This window comes from Pseudomaricurvus sp. (assembly GCF_965662505.1).
Classification (GTDB): domain Bacteria; phylum Pseudomonadota; class Gammaproteobacteria; order Pseudomonadales; family Cellvibrionaceae; genus Pseudomaricurvus.
Map to the genome: position 1 here is coordinate 40,257 of NZ_CBFIHX010000008.1, position 16,517 is coordinate 56,773.

Annotated in this window: 12 protein-coding genes; 5 read left to right on the plus strand and 7 right to left on the minus strand. The window is 54.3% G+C overall.

Features of this window, described 5'->3' with window-relative positions; translation table 11 throughout:
- Positions 1-65: 65 nt before the first annotated feature.
- From ACTG33_RS02085 to grxD, 5 genes are all read right to left on the minus strand, one after another.
- A complete protein-coding gene (locus ACTG33_RS02085) occupies positions 66-2,222 on the minus strand; it encodes a serine/threonine-protein kinase (protein ID WP_439133518.1) in 2,157 nt (718 codons plus the stop codon).
- Positions 2,223-2,381: 159 nt separating this feature from the next.
- A complete protein-coding gene (locus ACTG33_RS02090; RefSeq protein WP_439133519.1) occupies positions 2,382-3,167 on the minus strand; it encodes a PepSY-associated TM helix domain-containing protein in 786 nt (261 codons plus the stop codon).
- Positions 3,133-3,735 carry an FMN-binding protein gene (locus ACTG33_RS02095; RefSeq protein WP_439133520.1) on the minus strand — a complete coding sequence of 201 codons (603 nt, stop codon included), beginning with the start codon at positions 3,733-3,735 and terminating at the stop codon, positions 3,133-3,135. Before ACTG33_RS02095 ends, ACTG33_RS02090 begins: the two co-directional genes overlap by 35 nt.
- 71 nt (positions 3,736-3,806) lie before the next feature.
- Complete coding sequence (locus tag ACTG33_RS02100) at positions 3,807-5,024, minus strand: porin (RefSeq protein ID WP_439133521.1); 1,218 nt, start codon at positions 5,022-5,024, stop codon at positions 3,807-3,809.
- 274 nt (positions 5,025-5,298) lie between these two features.
- Positions 5,299-5,622 (minus strand): Grx4 family monothiol glutaredoxin, encoded by a 324-nt coding sequence (grxD, locus tag ACTG33_RS02105; protein WP_439133522.1) that lies wholly within the window; start codon positions 5,620-5,622, stop codon positions 5,299-5,301.
- A 393-nt stretch (positions 5,623-6,015) separates the two neighbouring features.
- Between grxD and ACTG33_RS02110 the strand changes: the two genes are divergently transcribed.
- Positions 6,016-7,185: an aspartate aminotransferase family protein gene (locus tag ACTG33_RS02110; protein WP_439133523.1), complete on the plus strand. Its 1,170-nt coding sequence runs from the start codon at positions 6,016-6,018 to the stop codon at positions 7,183-7,185.
- Positions 7,186-7,214: 29 nt separating this feature from the next.
- Positions 7,215-8,126, plus strand: a complete 912-nt coding sequence (argF, locus tag ACTG33_RS02115; RefSeq protein WP_439133524.1) for an ornithine carbamoyltransferase — start codon at positions 7,215-7,217, stop codon at positions 8,124-8,126.
- A gap of 69 nt (positions 8,127-8,195) precedes the next feature.
- Here the strand turns inward: argF and ggt are convergent, their stop codons facing one another.
- Entirely contained in the window at positions 8,196-9,860 is a 1,665-nt protein-coding gene (ggt, locus tag ACTG33_RS02120; protein WP_439133525.1) for a gamma-glutamyltransferase, read from the minus strand.
- Between ggt and ACTG33_RS02125 the strand changes: the two genes are divergently transcribed.
- Positions 9,835-10,230, plus strand: coding sequence for a hypothetical protein (locus ACTG33_RS02125; RefSeq protein ID WP_439133526.1), 396 nt, complete (start codon positions 9,835-9,837; stop codon positions 10,228-10,230). The two genes, ggt and ACTG33_RS02125, sit on opposite strands and share 26 nt — an antisense overlap.
- Complete coding sequence (locus ACTG33_RS02130; RefSeq protein ID WP_439133527.1) at positions 10,157-12,568, plus strand: TIM-barrel domain-containing protein; 2,412 nt, start codon at positions 10,157-10,159, stop codon at positions 12,566-12,568. The genes ACTG33_RS02125 and ACTG33_RS02130 overlap by 74 nt, the downstream gene beginning before the upstream one ends.
- On the opposite strand, the gene ACTG33_RS02135 is transcribed toward ACTG33_RS02130, so the two are convergent.
- Entirely contained in the window at positions 12,565-15,168 is a 2,604-nt protein-coding gene (locus ACTG33_RS02135) for an efflux RND transporter permease subunit (protein ID WP_439133528.1), read from the minus strand. The genes ACTG33_RS02130 and ACTG33_RS02135 overlap by 4 nt on opposite strands.
- 389 nt (positions 15,169-15,557) lie before the next feature.
- Here ACTG33_RS02135 and ACTG33_RS02140 point away from each other — a divergent pair, with 389 nt between their 5' ends.
- Positions 15,558-16,439, plus strand: a complete 882-nt coding sequence (locus ACTG33_RS02140) for an FHA domain-containing protein (RefSeq protein WP_439133529.1) — start codon at positions 15,558-15,560, stop codon at positions 16,437-16,439.
- The last annotated feature ends 78 nt before the right edge of the window (positions 16,440-16,517 follow it).

Sequence of the window (16,517 nt, forward strand, 5' to 3'; positions counted from 1 at the left end):
TCTAAACCGAACTTGCGGAACAAGGCTATCCCGGCGGGCCAAGAGCCTCATCACAAACAGCCCTGCTAGAGCTCGGGAGAATGGCTGATTTCGAACACCGACGACCCCAGCAACCGCCCTTTAAAGGTGAGATCTACCCGATAGACACCATCGGTAAAGGCCTGCCGCGATGATCGCTCAAAACTCAGGAATTGCTCACCACGCGGCCGATTGATCGCCACATCGACCTGCGCCAGTTCCACCTGCCGATCGGCCTCAAACAAATGCGCCCGGACCACCCCGGCACCCGGGACAAAGTTTTCGTAAACAAAGCCGACGTGAAGTTCATCCTCGGCTGGCAAAAAGTGCTCTTGTGGCTGATCCACCCCCATCAGGGACTTGTGGCTCACCAGAACCCGCTCAATTTTGGGCCGAGAGGCCGCCAACACCGCCTCTTCATTTTGGGCTTTCAGCACGTGCAGGCGCTGGCTTGCAGGGAAGTACATCAGCCCCTGAGCAATTTCGGCGCGGGCGTTGTACAAGTCTTGCTGGCGAATACGCAACTCAACTCTATCGATCAGCTCATCCTCAATTCGACGAACACCCAGCCTGGCCTCCACATTGCCCGCGTCCAGATCCAGCACCTGGCGCAGGGAAAACAGTTCATTAGCCTGAAACGGCGTCAGAATATCGCCTAACTGGCGCTGATGACGGGCTTTCGCCAACAGTTGCGCCACCTGCAGGGGGCGAGCCTCTGCCTCCCCTTCGACGTCCTTTGTATCGACACTGCCCGATCCGGCTTCAACCACTGGGGATGCATCAAGCGCTTCGGCGACCGAAAGCCCTTTGGTAGCGGACTCTTCGACCTCGCTTTCCGCCAGCACCTCTTCGGCCTCGCCTTCTTCGGTGACCTCCTCGGCCATTTCTTCCGTCTGAAGAGCTGCCACGACTCGCTCCACATCCGCATCAAATGTCAGGCCGGAGGGATCAAAAACAGGCTCTGACTCTTCAACAGCAGGAAGAATATCCGCCAATGCATAATCAACTGTAGACTCCTCCTCACCCTCCACCTCATCAGCCAGCATTGCTTGCGCCAGCGCGGGAAACTTCTGCTCCAATGCCACGATGGGCTGCAGTCGCTCTTCTACCGGTAATTGCTGCTGAAAATACACGGCATAACCAATAGACGCCGCCAAGCCCACACCCACCCACCAGGGCCAGACGCTGTTGCGGGGGTTTTCCTCTCCCGAGGGCAGGTGATCATCGTAACGCCGATTGAAATGTGCCTGATTTGGCTGATAAACAGGCTCCGACTGATCGTCTTCAGCAATGACCAGACGCTTCACTGTGGGCACTGTCACCGCTATCGTCGGCGCGCTGTCGCTGCACACATCGCTGGCTTTTGATGACCCGCCATCCTTAAACAAACTGAACTCCAGACGCTCCAGTTCAGACTTGGGCAGCGCATCCAGCGCATCCACCAGCTCGCCACCGTTCTGATAACGATGTTCCGGGTTTTTCGCCAACACACAATCGAGCACCGACTGGAATACTGCCAGCTCCGCCGGTAACTTGGGTGCCGGCTCAGACACGTGCTGCACCCCCACCGCCACCGCGGAATCCGCATCAAACGGCACCCGCCCCACCAACAGCAGATACAGAACCACCCCCAGGCTGTAGAGGTCTGATCGTGGATCAACGCCCCAGCCACGTGCCTGCTCCGGACTCATATAGTGAGGCGTTCCCAGCGTCGTACCGGTTTGCGTCATACCAGCCAGACCACCGGAGGGGCGGGCAATGCCAAAATCCATCAGCACGGCGCGCCCATCCTCGGCGTGCAGCATAATGTTGTCGGGTTTGACGTCGCGATGCACATAGCCTTTGCGGCCGGCAAAATGCAGGGCTCGGGCAATGTCTTTAATCACGGCAAGACGTCGCGACAAAGGCAGGTTATATCGCGCCTGCTTCAGGTCGAGACCGGGAATGTATTCCATCGAGAGATAGTGGTGCTGGTCTTCAACACCGACGTCGTAAACCGTGACGATGTTGGGGTGCACCAAACGGCTGACAATGCGCGCCTCGCTGATAAAGCGCTCTGTGAAGGCGGAATCTTCCGCCAAGTCGGACGCGAGAACTTTAAGCGCCACTTCCCGCTCAAAGCTCTGCTGAATCGCCAGATAAACTTCTGCCATCCCCCCTTTCCCCAGGGGCCTGACGATTGAATATCCGGGTATCTTAATCATAGGAGCACAATCACGAACATACCATCAACGTTCTGCGTTGAAACGAAACTCACTGTTTCCGAAAAACTCTGATCTAATGTGCACTCATCCGTGACTTACAGCATAGAACGTTATGCCGCGAACCGGCTGCGGAGTCAACCGCTTAAGCTTGTACAGCCTCTACCAGCGATGCGTACGACGCCACTGCTGGTACCAGAGCCAAAAACCACTAAATGCCAGAAAGAGCAGGACAATGGCGGCCAAGTCGACCAACCAAACACCAGCACGCCCACCAATACGTCCACTGTGCAGATCCAGGATGACCCGCTCCCAGGACAACTGAACGCCCAGCTGCTCACTCAGCAACTGATCTCGCAAGCCCTTCGGTAACGGCTCTGAACGACTCCAACGAACTGGCCTGTCTTCTTTCTGTGGCAGCCAACGCACCTGCTCAAGATCCGCCAACAGGACCTCACCACGGTTTAAACAGACGTTACTGGCGCATTCACCAATAGCCGTTACTGGCACCGGCAATTCGTAGGTTTCGCCCAACCGTTCCAACACATCACCTTCAGCCGACAACAACAGCAACTCGTGGGAACACGCCGCCACCAGCCAGCGATCTGTCATCACACCGCCAACCAACCGCTCTCGACACTGGGTGACTTGTTGATCATCGAGGTAGACGTAACCCTGCTCATCACCGCTGAGCCAGTGATCGCCGATAGAATAACTGGAAAGTTCCGGCGCTTTCACACCGTAATGCTGTAACAGCCAGGCCTGTCGGACAGGGAGACTGCCCAAACCCAGGTCACTGGTGTGGTTTAAGAAAAAACCGGTTATTGAGACCACGACAACAATCAGCGCCGCCACAACGCCAAGGCGTCGATGCCAGCGCCAAAAGAAGGGACGCCAGGACAGCAGTCGGGATTTAGGGCGCCGAGGCCTGTTGTTTGATGTCTTCATGAACGGTTGATGGGCCTGGCCCCGCTGAAAAAGGCGTCAACTGGTGACAGAAAAGCGCCAGTGTAGCGATTTTCGTCATGGCCCGCACGGACAGAGTCGCACCAGTGATGCCATCAATGTGGCCATCCAGGCTGGGAGGCTGTTCATCGGTCAATTCCAATTGCTGAAATTGACGGGTAAAGAACGGGTGGCGAACTTCTCCGCCCCGGCTTTCACGGTATTCCATCACCACCACATCATCGATCTGCTCGCCGTCGACAATCACCCCAAAGGTGATGGGCATTTCCTTACCCACTTCCTCAAAAATCCAGACAGTGCGCTGTTCATGCCCCCAGTAGCGCACCCTGAGCGACCGAAAACTGCGCCCCAGAATATCCTCCATGACCTCGCGCTGTGGCTGGGTGACCCAGAGAGTTTGCCACTCTACAGCCTGATCGGGGAAAGCCTGCTGCCGTAACTCATCCAGAGAAACATAGCGTCCTTTTTGAGCGTGAGCATCCATCACCCAAAAACACCCCAGCAACGATAAACATCCCGCCCAGAAAGTCACAAGTTGTCGAATTTTCATGGCTTACTCATTCACAAGATCTTAAACGAAGCAGGGGCGCCGATGCGCCCCTGTGTCCTCAGGTGTTCCGATCAATAAAAAGACCAGCCCACACCCAGGTTGAGAGCGTCGCCATCGGTACCGCTACTCTCGCTGACAAAGTCGGTATAGTCAGCTTTCAGTACGACCGTCGGCGTCAGCCAATAGTTCAGACCGTATTCCCAAAGCTCGGTATCGTCGGAGCTGCTCAGGCCAGCCTCGTTATTGTACTCACTGTAACGAACAAAGAAGCCCAGCTTATCGGTGGCTTTGAACGACGGCTCAATGAACCAGCCATCCTGTTTGTCACGTCCGGTCAGCTCAAAGCCGTCACCGTCAACATCCCACTGAGCCCACAGAGCGCGTACGCCGAAAGGTCCAGTGTTATAAATAGCGTGAGCCTCGGTCAACCACGCAGACGCTTCGCTGGCGAGCCCCTGTGTAATATCTTGCTGATACTGAACCGTAGCCGCCAATTCCAGCCCCGGTACACCGGTGTACTTAACACGACCGGTATAGGCCAGATCTTCAGCAGTGGCTTTAGCCGATTTCTGACGACCATCGCGAATTTTGCCACCGTCGTCGGTCTTCAGACCGCTGTGCAACGCCAGGTTATAGCTCAGACCGGGCAGCAATTCACCCTTGGATTGAACACCGGTTTCCCACCAGGTGGTCGGAATGATGTTTTTCTCAACCAGATTGCGCTCAGTACCATAGAAGGTATCCGGCTCGTGGGTTTCGTTCAGGATACCCACAGGGATCAGGAACTGACCGATCTGGGCACTGTGATTGGCGGCGTAGTCCCACTCGATGTAGGCCTGTTCCAGCTCCACTTCACCTGGCTTGTCGTCACCTGACAGCCCGTGTTCAATTTCCAGCTCGGAGAAAAGGCGTACATTGTCGGTAAATTGATGCCCCATGAACAACACAAAACGGTGTGCATCCACCTTGTCATCGCCATCTTCAAAATGATTGAAGTGGTGCTCACCGTAGCCGCCGATCTTGGTTTTTTCTACCCAACCGGCAACTGTATTGATGGTTTCATTCGTCACAACACCTTGCTCAACGGCATCGGCGGTAGCCGCCACTTTGACTTCCGTCTGCTGCAGCTTGGTGTCGGTCTGATTTAACTGAGACTTCAGGTTTTTAATTTCTGCCTGTTGCTCCTGGATGATTTGCCACATTTCTTCCAGAGACGGTGTCTTTTCTGCCGCCTGGGCACCTACAGCCACCAAACTAATGGCTGTCGCCAATAACGATCGTTTCAGCATTCCCCTCTTCTCCTTACTCTTTGTTTTTATTCACAGTGCCTTTATACACAGCGTTTTAATTCACGGTGCTGTGTGTTTTGTATCGTTTGAACCCGCTTTTCACTCACCTCCCAACAGGTGAGACTGTGAAAAGCGACGCGAACCTTAAACGAACTGATAAAAATTATCAATTACATAAGCGAAAGATACCTATTAGTAACTTTTGCTCAGGCATAAAAAAACCCGCCACTGGCGGGTTTTCGTGCTCGAAAAAAGCTCTCTAAAAGTGGGCGGCTTACTCCGCTGCGGGAGAGGCTGCGTCGATCAACGTTTTCAGCTCACCGCTTTCGTGCATTTCGGTGATGATGTCACAGCCGCCAACCAGCTCGCCTTTGACCCACAATTGCGGGAAGGTCGGCCAGTTTGCGTATTTTGGCAGATTGGTGCGGATATCCGGGTTAGACAATACATCCACGTAGGCAAAACGCTGACCACATTCCATCACTGCCTGAGAAGTGCGCATGGAAAAACCACACTGCGGCGCATTGGGGGAGCCTTTCATATAAAGGATCACGTCGTTTTCTTCGATTTGTTGCTTGATGGTATCCATGATATCCATAGAAAGTACTACCTCGGCTGTCGTATGTGGTTCAAAAAATGTTGTCTGCAGTTCTAAAACTGTCGTATAGGGTCTAAATCGGCCACCCTTGGAGGGCCTCTTCGATTAAGCCGACACCTAAAACCCAGTGTCGCACTCAAGTATTGCGCTATTCTACCGCACTCTCCCCCTGACCGTCATCCATCCCGCCTAAAGCCCATCCTCCAGGCCCACCCCCAAAGCCCATCCATAGCGGCCGCTCAGGCATTGCCAACCCCGGTGATTGCTTATAGTATTTCCCTCTTACCTCAGGCAGCCAACGCTGCCTGTTTTTATTTCGGGATCACAAACATTTCACAGGGTCCCGAATCACAGCCTATGTTGAGCCCATTACAGGCATTGAGGAGTAGTACCATGGCCACCACAGCCCTGATGAATACCTACGGCGAGCGCAAGCTCACCCTGGTGAAAGGAGACGGAGTCTATCTGTGGGATGATCAGGGCCGACGCTACCTCGACGCGTTGAGCGGCATTGCCGTTTGCGGACTGGGTCACAGTCATCCGGGTGTCACCGCCGCCATCAGTGAGCAGGCCGGCACGCTGATGCACGTATCCAACCTGTACAACAACGAGCCGTCACAGCGTTTGGCAGACTTGCTGCGCGCCGAGACAGGCATGGAGAATATGTTTTTCTCCAATTCCGGCGCCGAAGCCAATGAAGCCGCCATCAAAATTGCCCGCAAGTTCGGTAATGATCAGGGCATCCAAAACCCGACGATCATTACCATGAACAGCAGTTTTCACGGCCGCACCATGGCCACATTGAGCGCAACCGGCAACCCTAAGGTAAAGGAAGGCTTCACTCCGCTGCTGGATGGTTTTATTCATGTGGATTACGACAACATGGATGCCCTCCGGGCGATCGATAACCCCGACGTGGTCGCTATTCTGGTTGAACCGGTTCAAGGCGAAGGCGGCGTTAAGGTTCCGGCGGACGATTACCTGACCCAGCTGCGCGAAGTCTGTGATCAACGCGGCTGGTTACTGATGCTCGACGAAATCCAGACCGGCAATGGCCGTACCGGTGAGCTGTATGCTTTTCAGCACACAAGCATCATGCCGGACGTCATTACCACCGCCAAAGGACTGGGCAATGGTCTGCCCATCGGCGCCTGTATGGCACACGGTAAAGCCGCGCAAGTCCTGCAACCGGGCAATCACGGTTCAACTTACGGCGGCAACCCGCTGGTGTGTCAGGGTGCCTATACCGTCATCCGCACCCTGCTGGACGACAAGCTGATCGCCAACGCCAAAACCATCGGCACCTATTTGCTGGACGGTTTTAACCGCGAACTGGAAGGTGAAGCCAAAGTGCAGAACATTCGCGGCAAAGGCCTGATGATTGGCATTGAGTTGACACAGCCCTGCGCTGATCTGGTGGGCGCTGCGGCCGAGGCCGGATTGCTGCTCAACGTCACAGCGGGCAACACCATACGTCTGCTGCCACCACTGATCACGACTGAGGCCGAGGCCGATCAAATCATCTCGATCGTCAGCCAACTGATACGCAATCTTAACGATTGATACATTTTTTAATTTAAGAGGGATCCAGCATGTCAGTCAGACATTTTTTGACATTGCGCGACCTAACCCCCGAAGAGCTGATGCAAATCATCCACCGGGCCATCGAAATGAAAGCCCTGCACACCCAGGGCGGCACCGGCGAGCCATTTAAAAACAAAGTGCTGGCCATGATTTTCGAAAAATCATCCACCCGCACCCGCGTGTCGTTTGAAGCAGGCATGGCGCAATTGGGTGGCTCTGCCCTGTTTCTATCGCCTCGCGATACCCAGCTGGGCCGTGGCGAACCCATTGAAGATTCCGCTCGCGTGCTGTCACGCATGGTGGATATGGTCATGATCCGCACTTTCGAGCACGACAAAATTGAGCGTTTCGCACAATACTCACGGGTGCCGGTGATCAACGCCCTGACCGATGATTATCACCCCTGCCAACTGCTGGCAGACATTCAGACCTACGTTGAGCAGCGCGGCAACCCGCAAGGCAAAACCGTGGCCTGGGTCGGCGACGGCAACAACATGTGTCACTCTTACATCAACGCGGCGGCCATGTGCGATTTCAAACTGAACATCGCCTGTCCGGAAGGTTTTGACCCCGACCCGAAACTGGTGGCAGAACACGCCGACCGCATCATGATCACCCGCGATCCCAAAGAGGCCGTCAAAGACGCCGACTGGGTGGCAACAGATGTGTGGGCCTCAATGGGCCAAGAGGAAGAACAAAAAGAACGCGAAGCGCAATTTGCCGGCTATCAAGTCAACCATGAAATGATGGCGCTGGCGCACGACGACGCGATCTTTATGCACTGCCTGCCGGCCCATCGCGGCGAAGAAGTCAGCGCCGAGCTGCTCGAAGACGAAGCCGTTTCGGTGGTCTGGGACGAGGCAGAAAACCGCTTGCACGCTCAGAAAGCCCTGATGGAATTTCTGCTGCAAAGCTGCTGATCCCTGGCGAGTCACTTCGCAACAAAAAAACGCCCCGTGGAAAGTTCTTTCCATGGGGCGTTTTTGGTTTCAGGGTACTGGGATCGCACCCGCATCGGGCTTACGCGGATCCGCTGCGCCCAGGAACACACCCCGCCGTGAAACCACAGACTGAGCGCTGCCCATGGTCGACACCTGGCGAACCTTGTATCCCTGCTGTTTCAAGATGGCCTTGGTATCCGGACTGAAGCCTGGCTCCATAAACAACATGTCCGGCTGCCACTGGTGGTGAAATCTCGGTGCGCTCACCGCTTCGGCCACATTCATCTCGAAATCGATCATGTTGATGATGGTTTCCAGAACCGTGGTAATAATACGACTGCCCCCCGGACTGCCCGTCACCAGATACGGTTGCCCGTCTTTAAAGACCAGTGTTGGGGTCATGGAGCTGAGCGGACGCTTGCCCGGCTCAATTTTATTGGCCTCCGCACCGATCAAGCCGTAGGCGTTGGGCACTCCCGGCTTTGCCGAAAAGTCATCCATCTCATTGTTCAGCAAAATACCGGTGCCCGGCACGGTAATACCTGAACCAAAAGAGAAATTCAGCGTATAGGTGTTCGCCACCGCATTGCCGTCGGCGTCCATGATGGAATAGTGGGTGGTGTTATGGCTTTCACTCGCCAACGCCGCCCCCGGCAGGATGTCACTGGAAGGTCGCACCTGGTCAGGCGCAATCTGATCCGCCAGCTTGCGAGCGTAGTCCTTGTCCGTCAGCTTCGCGACCGGCACCGTGACATAGTCCGGGTCCCCCAGATATTTACTGCGATCGGCATAGGCGTACTTCATGGATTCAGTCATATGATGGATAGCCGCCGCACTGCCGGCGCCGTAATCCGCCATGGGGAAATTTTCCAGGATATTCAGCATCTGCACCACATGCACACCGCCGGAGCTGGGCGGCGGCATGGAGGCAATCTGATAACCGCGGTAGCTGCCTGTGACCGGTTCACGCTCAACCACACGATAATTTTCCAGATCCTGATGAGAAATCAGGCCTCCGTTAGCGGACATTTCGGCAACAATCTTGTCTGCAATTTTGCCTGTGTAAAAAGCGTCGGCACCGTGCAACAAAATCTGCTTGAGGGACCAGGCCAAATCCGGCTGACGCAGCACTTCCCCGGCCTTATAGCCTGAACCATCCGGCTTGTAATACGCCTTTAAAGACGCTGGGTTGCGCTGTAAATGCGAAGAGCCCGCCAGCTTTTCCGCCAGATCGTGCGTTACCACAAATCCCTGCTCCGCCTGACGAATAGCGGGAGTGAGTACCTGTTTGAGCGACAGGCGCCCGTATTCAGCCTGAGCATGGATCAGACCCGCGACCGTTCCGGGGACCCCCGCCGAGAGCAGACTGAAGCGGGATTTCTTCGGATCCACCTCGCCATCAGCATCCAGAAACATATCCCGGGTTGCTCCCGAGGGCGCCATCTCTCGATAATCCAGCGCAATGGTTTTCTTCTGCTCCGCCAGATAGATCATCATAAATCCACCGCCCCCCAGATTGCCCGCTCGTGGTAGCACCACCGCCAGCGAAAAACCCACCGCGACAGCCGCGTCAATGGCATTGCCTCCGGCAGCAATGATCTCGGCTCCAACCTGACTGGCAAGTTTGTGCTGTGTCGCCACCATACCGCGCTCACCAATCACCGGGTGATGAATACTGTTATAGCGAATGATCGGCTCCACTTCGGCCGCCATGGTCGATAACGACACCGTAAAACTCAGGGCGGCAATACAACATGCTCGCAGCGTGGTGATGAAACAAAAACTGGCCAACCTCGACCGCATGGAAAGCAACATAGACAAGACTCTTATCTGGCTTTGTGAAAGGATTAGTGTAGACGCTGTGCCGAGTGCACATTATCACTACTCGACAGCAACACACGACAAGGGGGTCACTGACGATCCGCAAACAGCTATGATAACCTGTGATTCACCACAGTTTACAGGTCACCACTTTGTCCAGAATCTCGTTTTTGTCCAGAATCTTGTTCTTGCCCAGACCACTCAGCCGGTCGATACGCCACCTTACCCTGCCCGTGCTTTCCCTTCTGCTGACCGCCTGTGAGCCACCCCCAGAAAAAAGCGGACTGGAAGCGGTCTACGACGGCGCGCGCTATCAGGTACGACTGCAGCAACAGCGCATTAGTGTGTTCGACCATCAGCTGCAAGAGACCATATTTTCATCCCCCGTCAGCTCATTGATCAGCGCCCATCAGACCGACTTGAGCGCTCCGGATGAAACCTCGGTGGACAAAGATCAGCTGGACAATTTGCCTCTGACAGAAACACGCCACAGCTGCACCCAGGCCGTGGTGGACAAAATCGAACCCACTCGCCAGTTTTTGCTGATGGCAGGGCACTTTACCTCCCCTGAATGCTCAGCCCGTTTCAGCCTCAACTTTGTACTCGAAGAAGATCAGGTCGTGGTGACCATGGCCACCACCGACGAAAACTACAACCACTTAACACTGGGGTTCGACGCGCCTTTGCAAGAGAGCATTCTGGGGTTTGGCTCTCAAGCCAGCCTGCTGGATTTCAAAGGTCAGGACGTGCCCGTCTGGGCCCGCCAGCAGGGAATCGGACGCGGCGAGCAACCGATCTCAACCCTGATCAACGAACAAGCTCACGGCGCAGCCGGCACCGCTCTTTCCAGTGAATTGATACTGCCCTATTTCCTCAGCAGCGCACATTACAGCGTTTTTTTAGACAATACCGACTACAGCCGTTTTGATTTTCGTCAGCGCCACAGCACATACATTCACGGCTACAGCAACCTGCTCAAAGTCCGCCTGACCAGCTGCGAGCAGCTGCTGGAATGCATCAATCACTACACGAGGTTCAGTGGCCGCATGACGCCCTTGCCGGACTGGACACAGCAGGGCGCGATCGTCAGTCTTCAAGGTGGCGACGAGGACGTCATGGCTCGCTATCAACAACTGAAAGGCCATCAAGTTCCCGTTGCCGCCGTGTGGCTAAAAGACTGGCAGCAAGTGAATGCAGAGGGTGATGCACACTACCCGGATTGGAAAAATCTGCACAAGGTCCTGAAAAAAGACGATGTGCGATTGCTGGGCACTGTTGCTCCTACTTTGGCCAGCCCTACTCTAGCCACTCCTAACCTAGCTACCTCCAAACCAGCCACCCCCACTCAAACTGCACAAGCAACACTGGAAACCGCCAGTCCGATGTATCAGGAAGCACTCAACAAAGGGTATCTGGTCAAACGAGCTAACGGTGAGACTTATCCTCTGCAACCTGCGCCCTTTTCGGCTGCGGCAGCAACCCCCCAAACAACCTTCGGGCTGGTGGATCTCACCAATCCAGACGCGTTCAACTGGCTAAAAAAAATCATCAAGAAGCAGGTTAAGGCTCATCAACTGTCCGGCTGGCATGCCGACATCAGCCAGCCGCTGCCAGTGGATATTGCGCTTTATGACAACCACTCCCCCATGGCTTTCCACAACGTGTATGCGCAGGAATGGGCACGCCTGAATCACGAGGTGATCCGTGAGCTGAACATGGATGATGAGGCGCTGTTGTGGATGGACTCAGGCTTTACCCACAGCCCTGCTCTGGTTACCGCCTTTTCTGCCGGAGAACAAAACACCAGCTGGGACGCCCACGATGGATTGCAAAGTGCCGTTATGGCGCTGCTGAACGGCGGCATCAGCGGACACTCCATCAATCATACGGACACCGGCGGAGCGACGTCATTACAGCAAGCAATTCCCAACCTGTCACACTGGTTGCTGCCGAAAGATCTCACCCTCACAGAAGGTGGCGCCGACACCCCAAACAGCTCCAGCTTTGCCCTGCACCGCGCCCCCGAACTGCTGCAGCGCTGGGTAGAACTCAGTGCATTTACCGGATTGCTGAGAACAGATGAAGGCTTAACCCCGGCCATCAACGCTCAAGTCTACGATACCCCTGAAATGCGCGAACACTTCGCTCACAACAGCCGACTGTTTCAGGCGCTGGCGGCCTACCGTCAGGTACTCATGGAAGAAGCCGCCGAACAAGGCTGGCCGCTGGTACGCCACCCACTTCTGCACTTCCCCAATGAGCACTATTTCGCCAACATGCCCAACACGGATCTTCAGTTTATGCTGGGCGATAGCCTGATGGTCGCTCCCATGCTGACCCCGGTTCAACAGAGACAACGGCGTCAGGTGTTTTTACCCAAGGGAGAATGGATTGAAGTCAGTACCGGAAAGACGATTGTCGCCGGCAAGAAAGGTAAAATGCTGCATCGGAACCCGCCCGCCAATCAGGCTATTGCCTATCTTCGCAACAATGAGCGCAGCCGCGAGCTGATTCTTCCCGCCTTGCAGCAAGCGGGATTTGCTCCCGCGACTGCGACAGCTACGACACAACAGTCACCAAATGAAGAACCAGGGAGCTAGCCAGCGGACGACTCACTAACGGGCGCTGACTGCTGATTGTCACGCGGCGCACCCAACGGCTTCACCAACAGAATCAGGCGCGGCAACAGGGTCAGTGCCGCCAGAATAGCGGCCAGCATGGCAAAGCTGGTCAATAAGCCAAAATAGATCGTGGGGATAAAATTGGACAATCCCATCACCGAAAAGCCTGTCACAATAATCACCGAGGTGTAGAACATCGCCCGACCGATAGACGCGTGTGACCGGTGCATAGCCGCCACGTAATCGCCATCGATCGCAAATTCTTCTTTAAACCGGTGGATGTAATGAATGGTATCGTCCACACCGATCCCCACGGTAATCGCCGCCACGGTAATGGTCATCATGTCCAGTGGAATACCCGCAAGCCCCATCCCGCCCAATACAACAGAAGCCGCCAACAAGTTCGGAATAATCGCCAGTGTTGCCAACAACAATGAACGGAACAACACCATAAACATCAGCATAATGCCGACAAACACCGCACCCAGCGTCACAATCTGCGAACTGTAGAGGCTTTGCAGCATGTTGTTATAGAGCACCATCAAGCCGGATAAGTGCACGTTTTCTGGAGCAAAACCCAGTTCATGGGTAATATGATGACGCACTTTTTTCAGCAGCTCGCTGCGGCTCAGCTCAGGATAAGTTTCCATCACTCGAAGCGTAATGCGGGTCTGATTGATATCTTCTGCCAGATAGGGTTCGATCAGAATATCACTGATATCCTGTGGTAATGATTGCTGCAGTAAAGCCAGCTCAAAATCATTCAGGGCCGAACCATTAACATCATTGGCAACCTGATAGGCCGTAGCCAGAGACTGAACTTTCCCCACCTCCGGCAGAGACTCCAGGTAGTCGTGAACACTCTTGATTTCTTCCAGCCCGGCAACCGTAAACCAGTGATTGTTCGCTCTGGCGGACGCCTCGTTTTGCTCTGAAAAAGGATCCACTTCGGCAAACGGATCATCGCTTTCAGGCATGGCAAAAGGATCGGAATTTTCAGACCCGACCTCGGCAAATGGATCATCTTCGCCACCAAAACTCAGAGAAGTCTCATCTGCTTTCGGCGCATCCAGTACGACATCCAGGGTAATGGTACCGCCCAGGTTTTTATCGATAACGGACATACCCTTGTAGATTTCTGTGCTCTTGTGGAAGTAATCGATAAACCGGTTTTCCACTTCCAGGCGACTAACTCCGTAACCACTGACCACTGCCAGCACCACGCTCAACCATAAAACAGTGCCACTGTAGCGCTCGGTAAATCGGGAAAAAACCAGGGTAAAAGCGCCTTTTCCCCGCGCGGCGTCTCTGGCTTTTCCCTTGGGTTCGCCTTTCGGCAGGATCATCAACCCCGCCGGGATGACCACAAACGACAAGATGAGCGAGACCGCCAGCCCCACCGTCATCATCCAGCCGAAATCGATCACCGGACGAATGTTGCTCACCACCAGCGAGATGAACGCCACCATGGTGGTCAGTGTTGCGTAAAGACAGGGGCGGGCCATAAAAACAACCGTTTCCATCACCAGCTCTGCCTGGGGAGTATCCGGTTCTTCGGCGTGGTATTCGCGATAACGCACCAGCAGGTGGATGGTAATCGCCAGAGAGATAATCAATTGCAATGCGACGAAGTTTGATGAGATGACCGTCAAGCGCCAGTCAATCCAACTGAGAAAGCCCAACATCATCACGACCGCGGCTGCAGCACTCAACAAGGGCAAAATCACAAACCGCTTTTGACGGAAAATGACCGCCATCACCACGATCATCAGCAACAACACGCCCACCCCAAAGGTTTTCAGGTCACTGCGGATGAAGTCGATCATATCGGCGGTAATCATCGTGGCACCGCCCACAAAGATCTCGGCTCGATCTTGATAGCCTGCAACAATCTGGCGCACTTGCTCTACACGCTGATGATCTTCTGCCGTTACCTGAGTACGGTATTCGCGAAACTCCTGAGTCACCTGTTCCAGTTCAGCTTCTTCCGCTGGACTCAAACCCTCACGATCGCGTTTGAGGCGCAGGGTGTCGCGATGACGAACCATTTCAATATAACGGTTGTTAACGGCCAGACTCAGCATAATGGCGGTCGTTTGACCATCCGGGCCGAGTAGCATGTCCTTGTATATCGGGCTGGTCAGATACTCTTGCTTGGCAGCTTGCTTGTCGACACCGGGTGTTAACAGCGTGCGAGGCTCGCTGATATCTCCCAGAGACACCTTGGGGCTGTACAGCAAGGGCGCATCCAGCATAGACAGGGTGCTGACAACACCCGGCACCTGGGACAGCTCTGCAGATAGCTCCTGCATTAACTGTATAGATGAGTCAGAAAACAGGTCTTGCTGAGGACGAAATGTGACGATCAGAAAATCACCGCTCTGGTAGCGCTGATTCATTTTCCGAAAGTAATCCAGATCCGCGTCATGCTCCAACGTCAGAGAATCGGATGAAGCATCCAGTTTAAAATTCGGTAACCCGCATGCCATACCGACAGTCAGCAAACAAACCAACAACAACGCTAACTTGGGGCGCTCAATGACGATTGAGCGGTACAAACTGACCAGTTTCTGAAACATATTTTCGCCTTGAATCGATCTTGAGCCGTCATCCTGACAGCCCCGCATAAAACCTGCGTATTATGAGTAAATCCCTCGCAAAAGGGAAACCGTGAAGACCTTCAAATACTTGAGTTGCTGAAACAATTTCTGTCGATTTGAGCTAATTGGCCCAAGTCCGTTCAGTTTTTGTACAGCACCACCTCTCGCAAGAAACCCCTCTCAGCCTGCGGTCTTGAGCCAAACTGGTGAGGGAAGTCAGTTTGTTTGTATAATGAACCGATTGGCGGCCATTTCTGGCGCTGGAATTCAATGTCACATGGACGACACATGAACGACACAGGCTTGGCTCACGGCCATTCAACCTGTTCGTTTCTGCCTTACTTCATTTAGGCGCTCGTAGACTTGCTATGCTGAAAATTCATTTTAAAGACCAGCGGCAACCGCCTATCTGGGTCATCGAAAAGCGCTATACCATTGGTACTGCCGGGGACAACCATCTCTGTGTCGATGATGACAGCCTCGATGCACTCCACGCGCGCTTATTGACCGTCAAGAACAGCCTCTACCTAAAAGACAACAACAGTCATCAAGGCTGTTACGTCAACGGACAACGCATCACAGAGAAAGAACTCCTGCCCGGAGATACTATTCGTCTGGGCAATGTTGAATTCGACATTCTTGACCCTCACGAAGGCAGCCATTCCTACACCTCTGACAGCGATTCTGATCACAAAGCCCCATATCACAACGACCCTGATCAAAGTGCCTCCGAAGACCGGCGCTGGCTATTGATTGCCGATAGCGGCACGCTCTTTGGACAGGAATTCCCGATCAGGTCTCAGAGCTGTACGATAGGTCGCGGTAGTGATTGTGACATTAGCATCCCCGCGTCCCAGCTCGCACGCCAGCACGCCGAGTTCACTCTTCAGGAAAATCAGTTGTGGATTCGTGATCTGGGTTCCAGCAGCGGAGTCTATCTCAACGATGAACGCGTCCAGGAAGGAATCATTCAGTCGGGCGACAAGATCCGGCTGGATGTGTACCGTTTTCAGGCAATCGGTCCGGACACCGGAGAAAGAAAACGCCGAACACCTCCCTCTCCGCAACGGGTTGAAAAAAAGCCCATTGATACCAGTGCCAAACAATGGATAACCAAACCCACCTCACCTGGCAACCGTATTGAACCTGAATCCCGTGGGCGTAATCCGGTCCCTTGGCTGTTGACTCTGCTGCTGTGCGGCGCACTCGCCGGCATGCTCATTTACCTGCTTCGCTCATTTACCGCCTAGTACGTTGAGCAATGTAAGTCGAGCACTGCAATTCGACCAGCGTAAACCGGCCAACGAACGTGTCGGCTACTCGTTCAA

Bases quoted from the DNA above. Each gene is read 5' to 3' on its own strand.
- ACTG33_RS02085 (WP_439133518.1), bottom strand. From the start codon at position 2,222: ATGATTAAGATACCCGGATATTCAATCGTCAGGCCCCTGGGGAAAGGG.
- ACTG33_RS02090 (WP_439133519.1), bottom strand. From the start codon at position 3,167: ATGAAGACATCAAACAACAGGCCTCGGCGCCCTAAATCCCGACTGCTG.
- ACTG33_RS02095 (WP_439133520.1), bottom strand. From the start codon at position 3,735: ATGAAAATTCGACAACTTGTGACTTTCTGGGCGGGATGTTTATCGTTG.
- ACTG33_RS02100 (WP_439133521.1), bottom strand. From the start codon at position 5,024: ATGCTGAAACGATCGTTATTGGCGACAGCCATTAGTTTGGTGGCTGTA.
- grxD (WP_439133522.1), bottom strand. From the start codon at position 5,622: ATGGATATCATGGATACCATCAAGCAACAAATCGAAGAAAACGACGTG.
- ACTG33_RS02110 (WP_439133523.1), top strand. From the start codon at position 6,016: ATGGCCACCACAGCCCTGATGAATACCTACGGCGAGCGCAAGCTCACC.
- argF (WP_439133524.1), top strand. From the start codon at position 7,215: ATGTCAGTCAGACATTTTTTGACATTGCGCGACCTAACCCCCGAAGAG.
- ACTG33_RS02125 (WP_439133526.1), top strand. From the start codon at position 9,835: ATGATCGGCTCCACTTCGGCCGCCATGGTCGATAACGACACCGTAAAA.
- ggt (WP_439133525.1), bottom strand. From the start codon at position 9,860: ATGGCGGCCGAAGTGGAGCCGATCATTCGCTATAACAGTATTCATCAC.
- ACTG33_RS02135 (WP_439133528.1), bottom strand. From the start codon at position 15,168: ATGTTTCAGAAACTGGTCAGTTTGTACCGCTCAATCGTCATTGAGCGC.
- ACTG33_RS02140 (WP_439133529.1), top strand. From the start codon at position 15,558: ATGCTGAAAATTCATTTTAAAGACCAGCGGCAACCGCCTATCTGGGTC.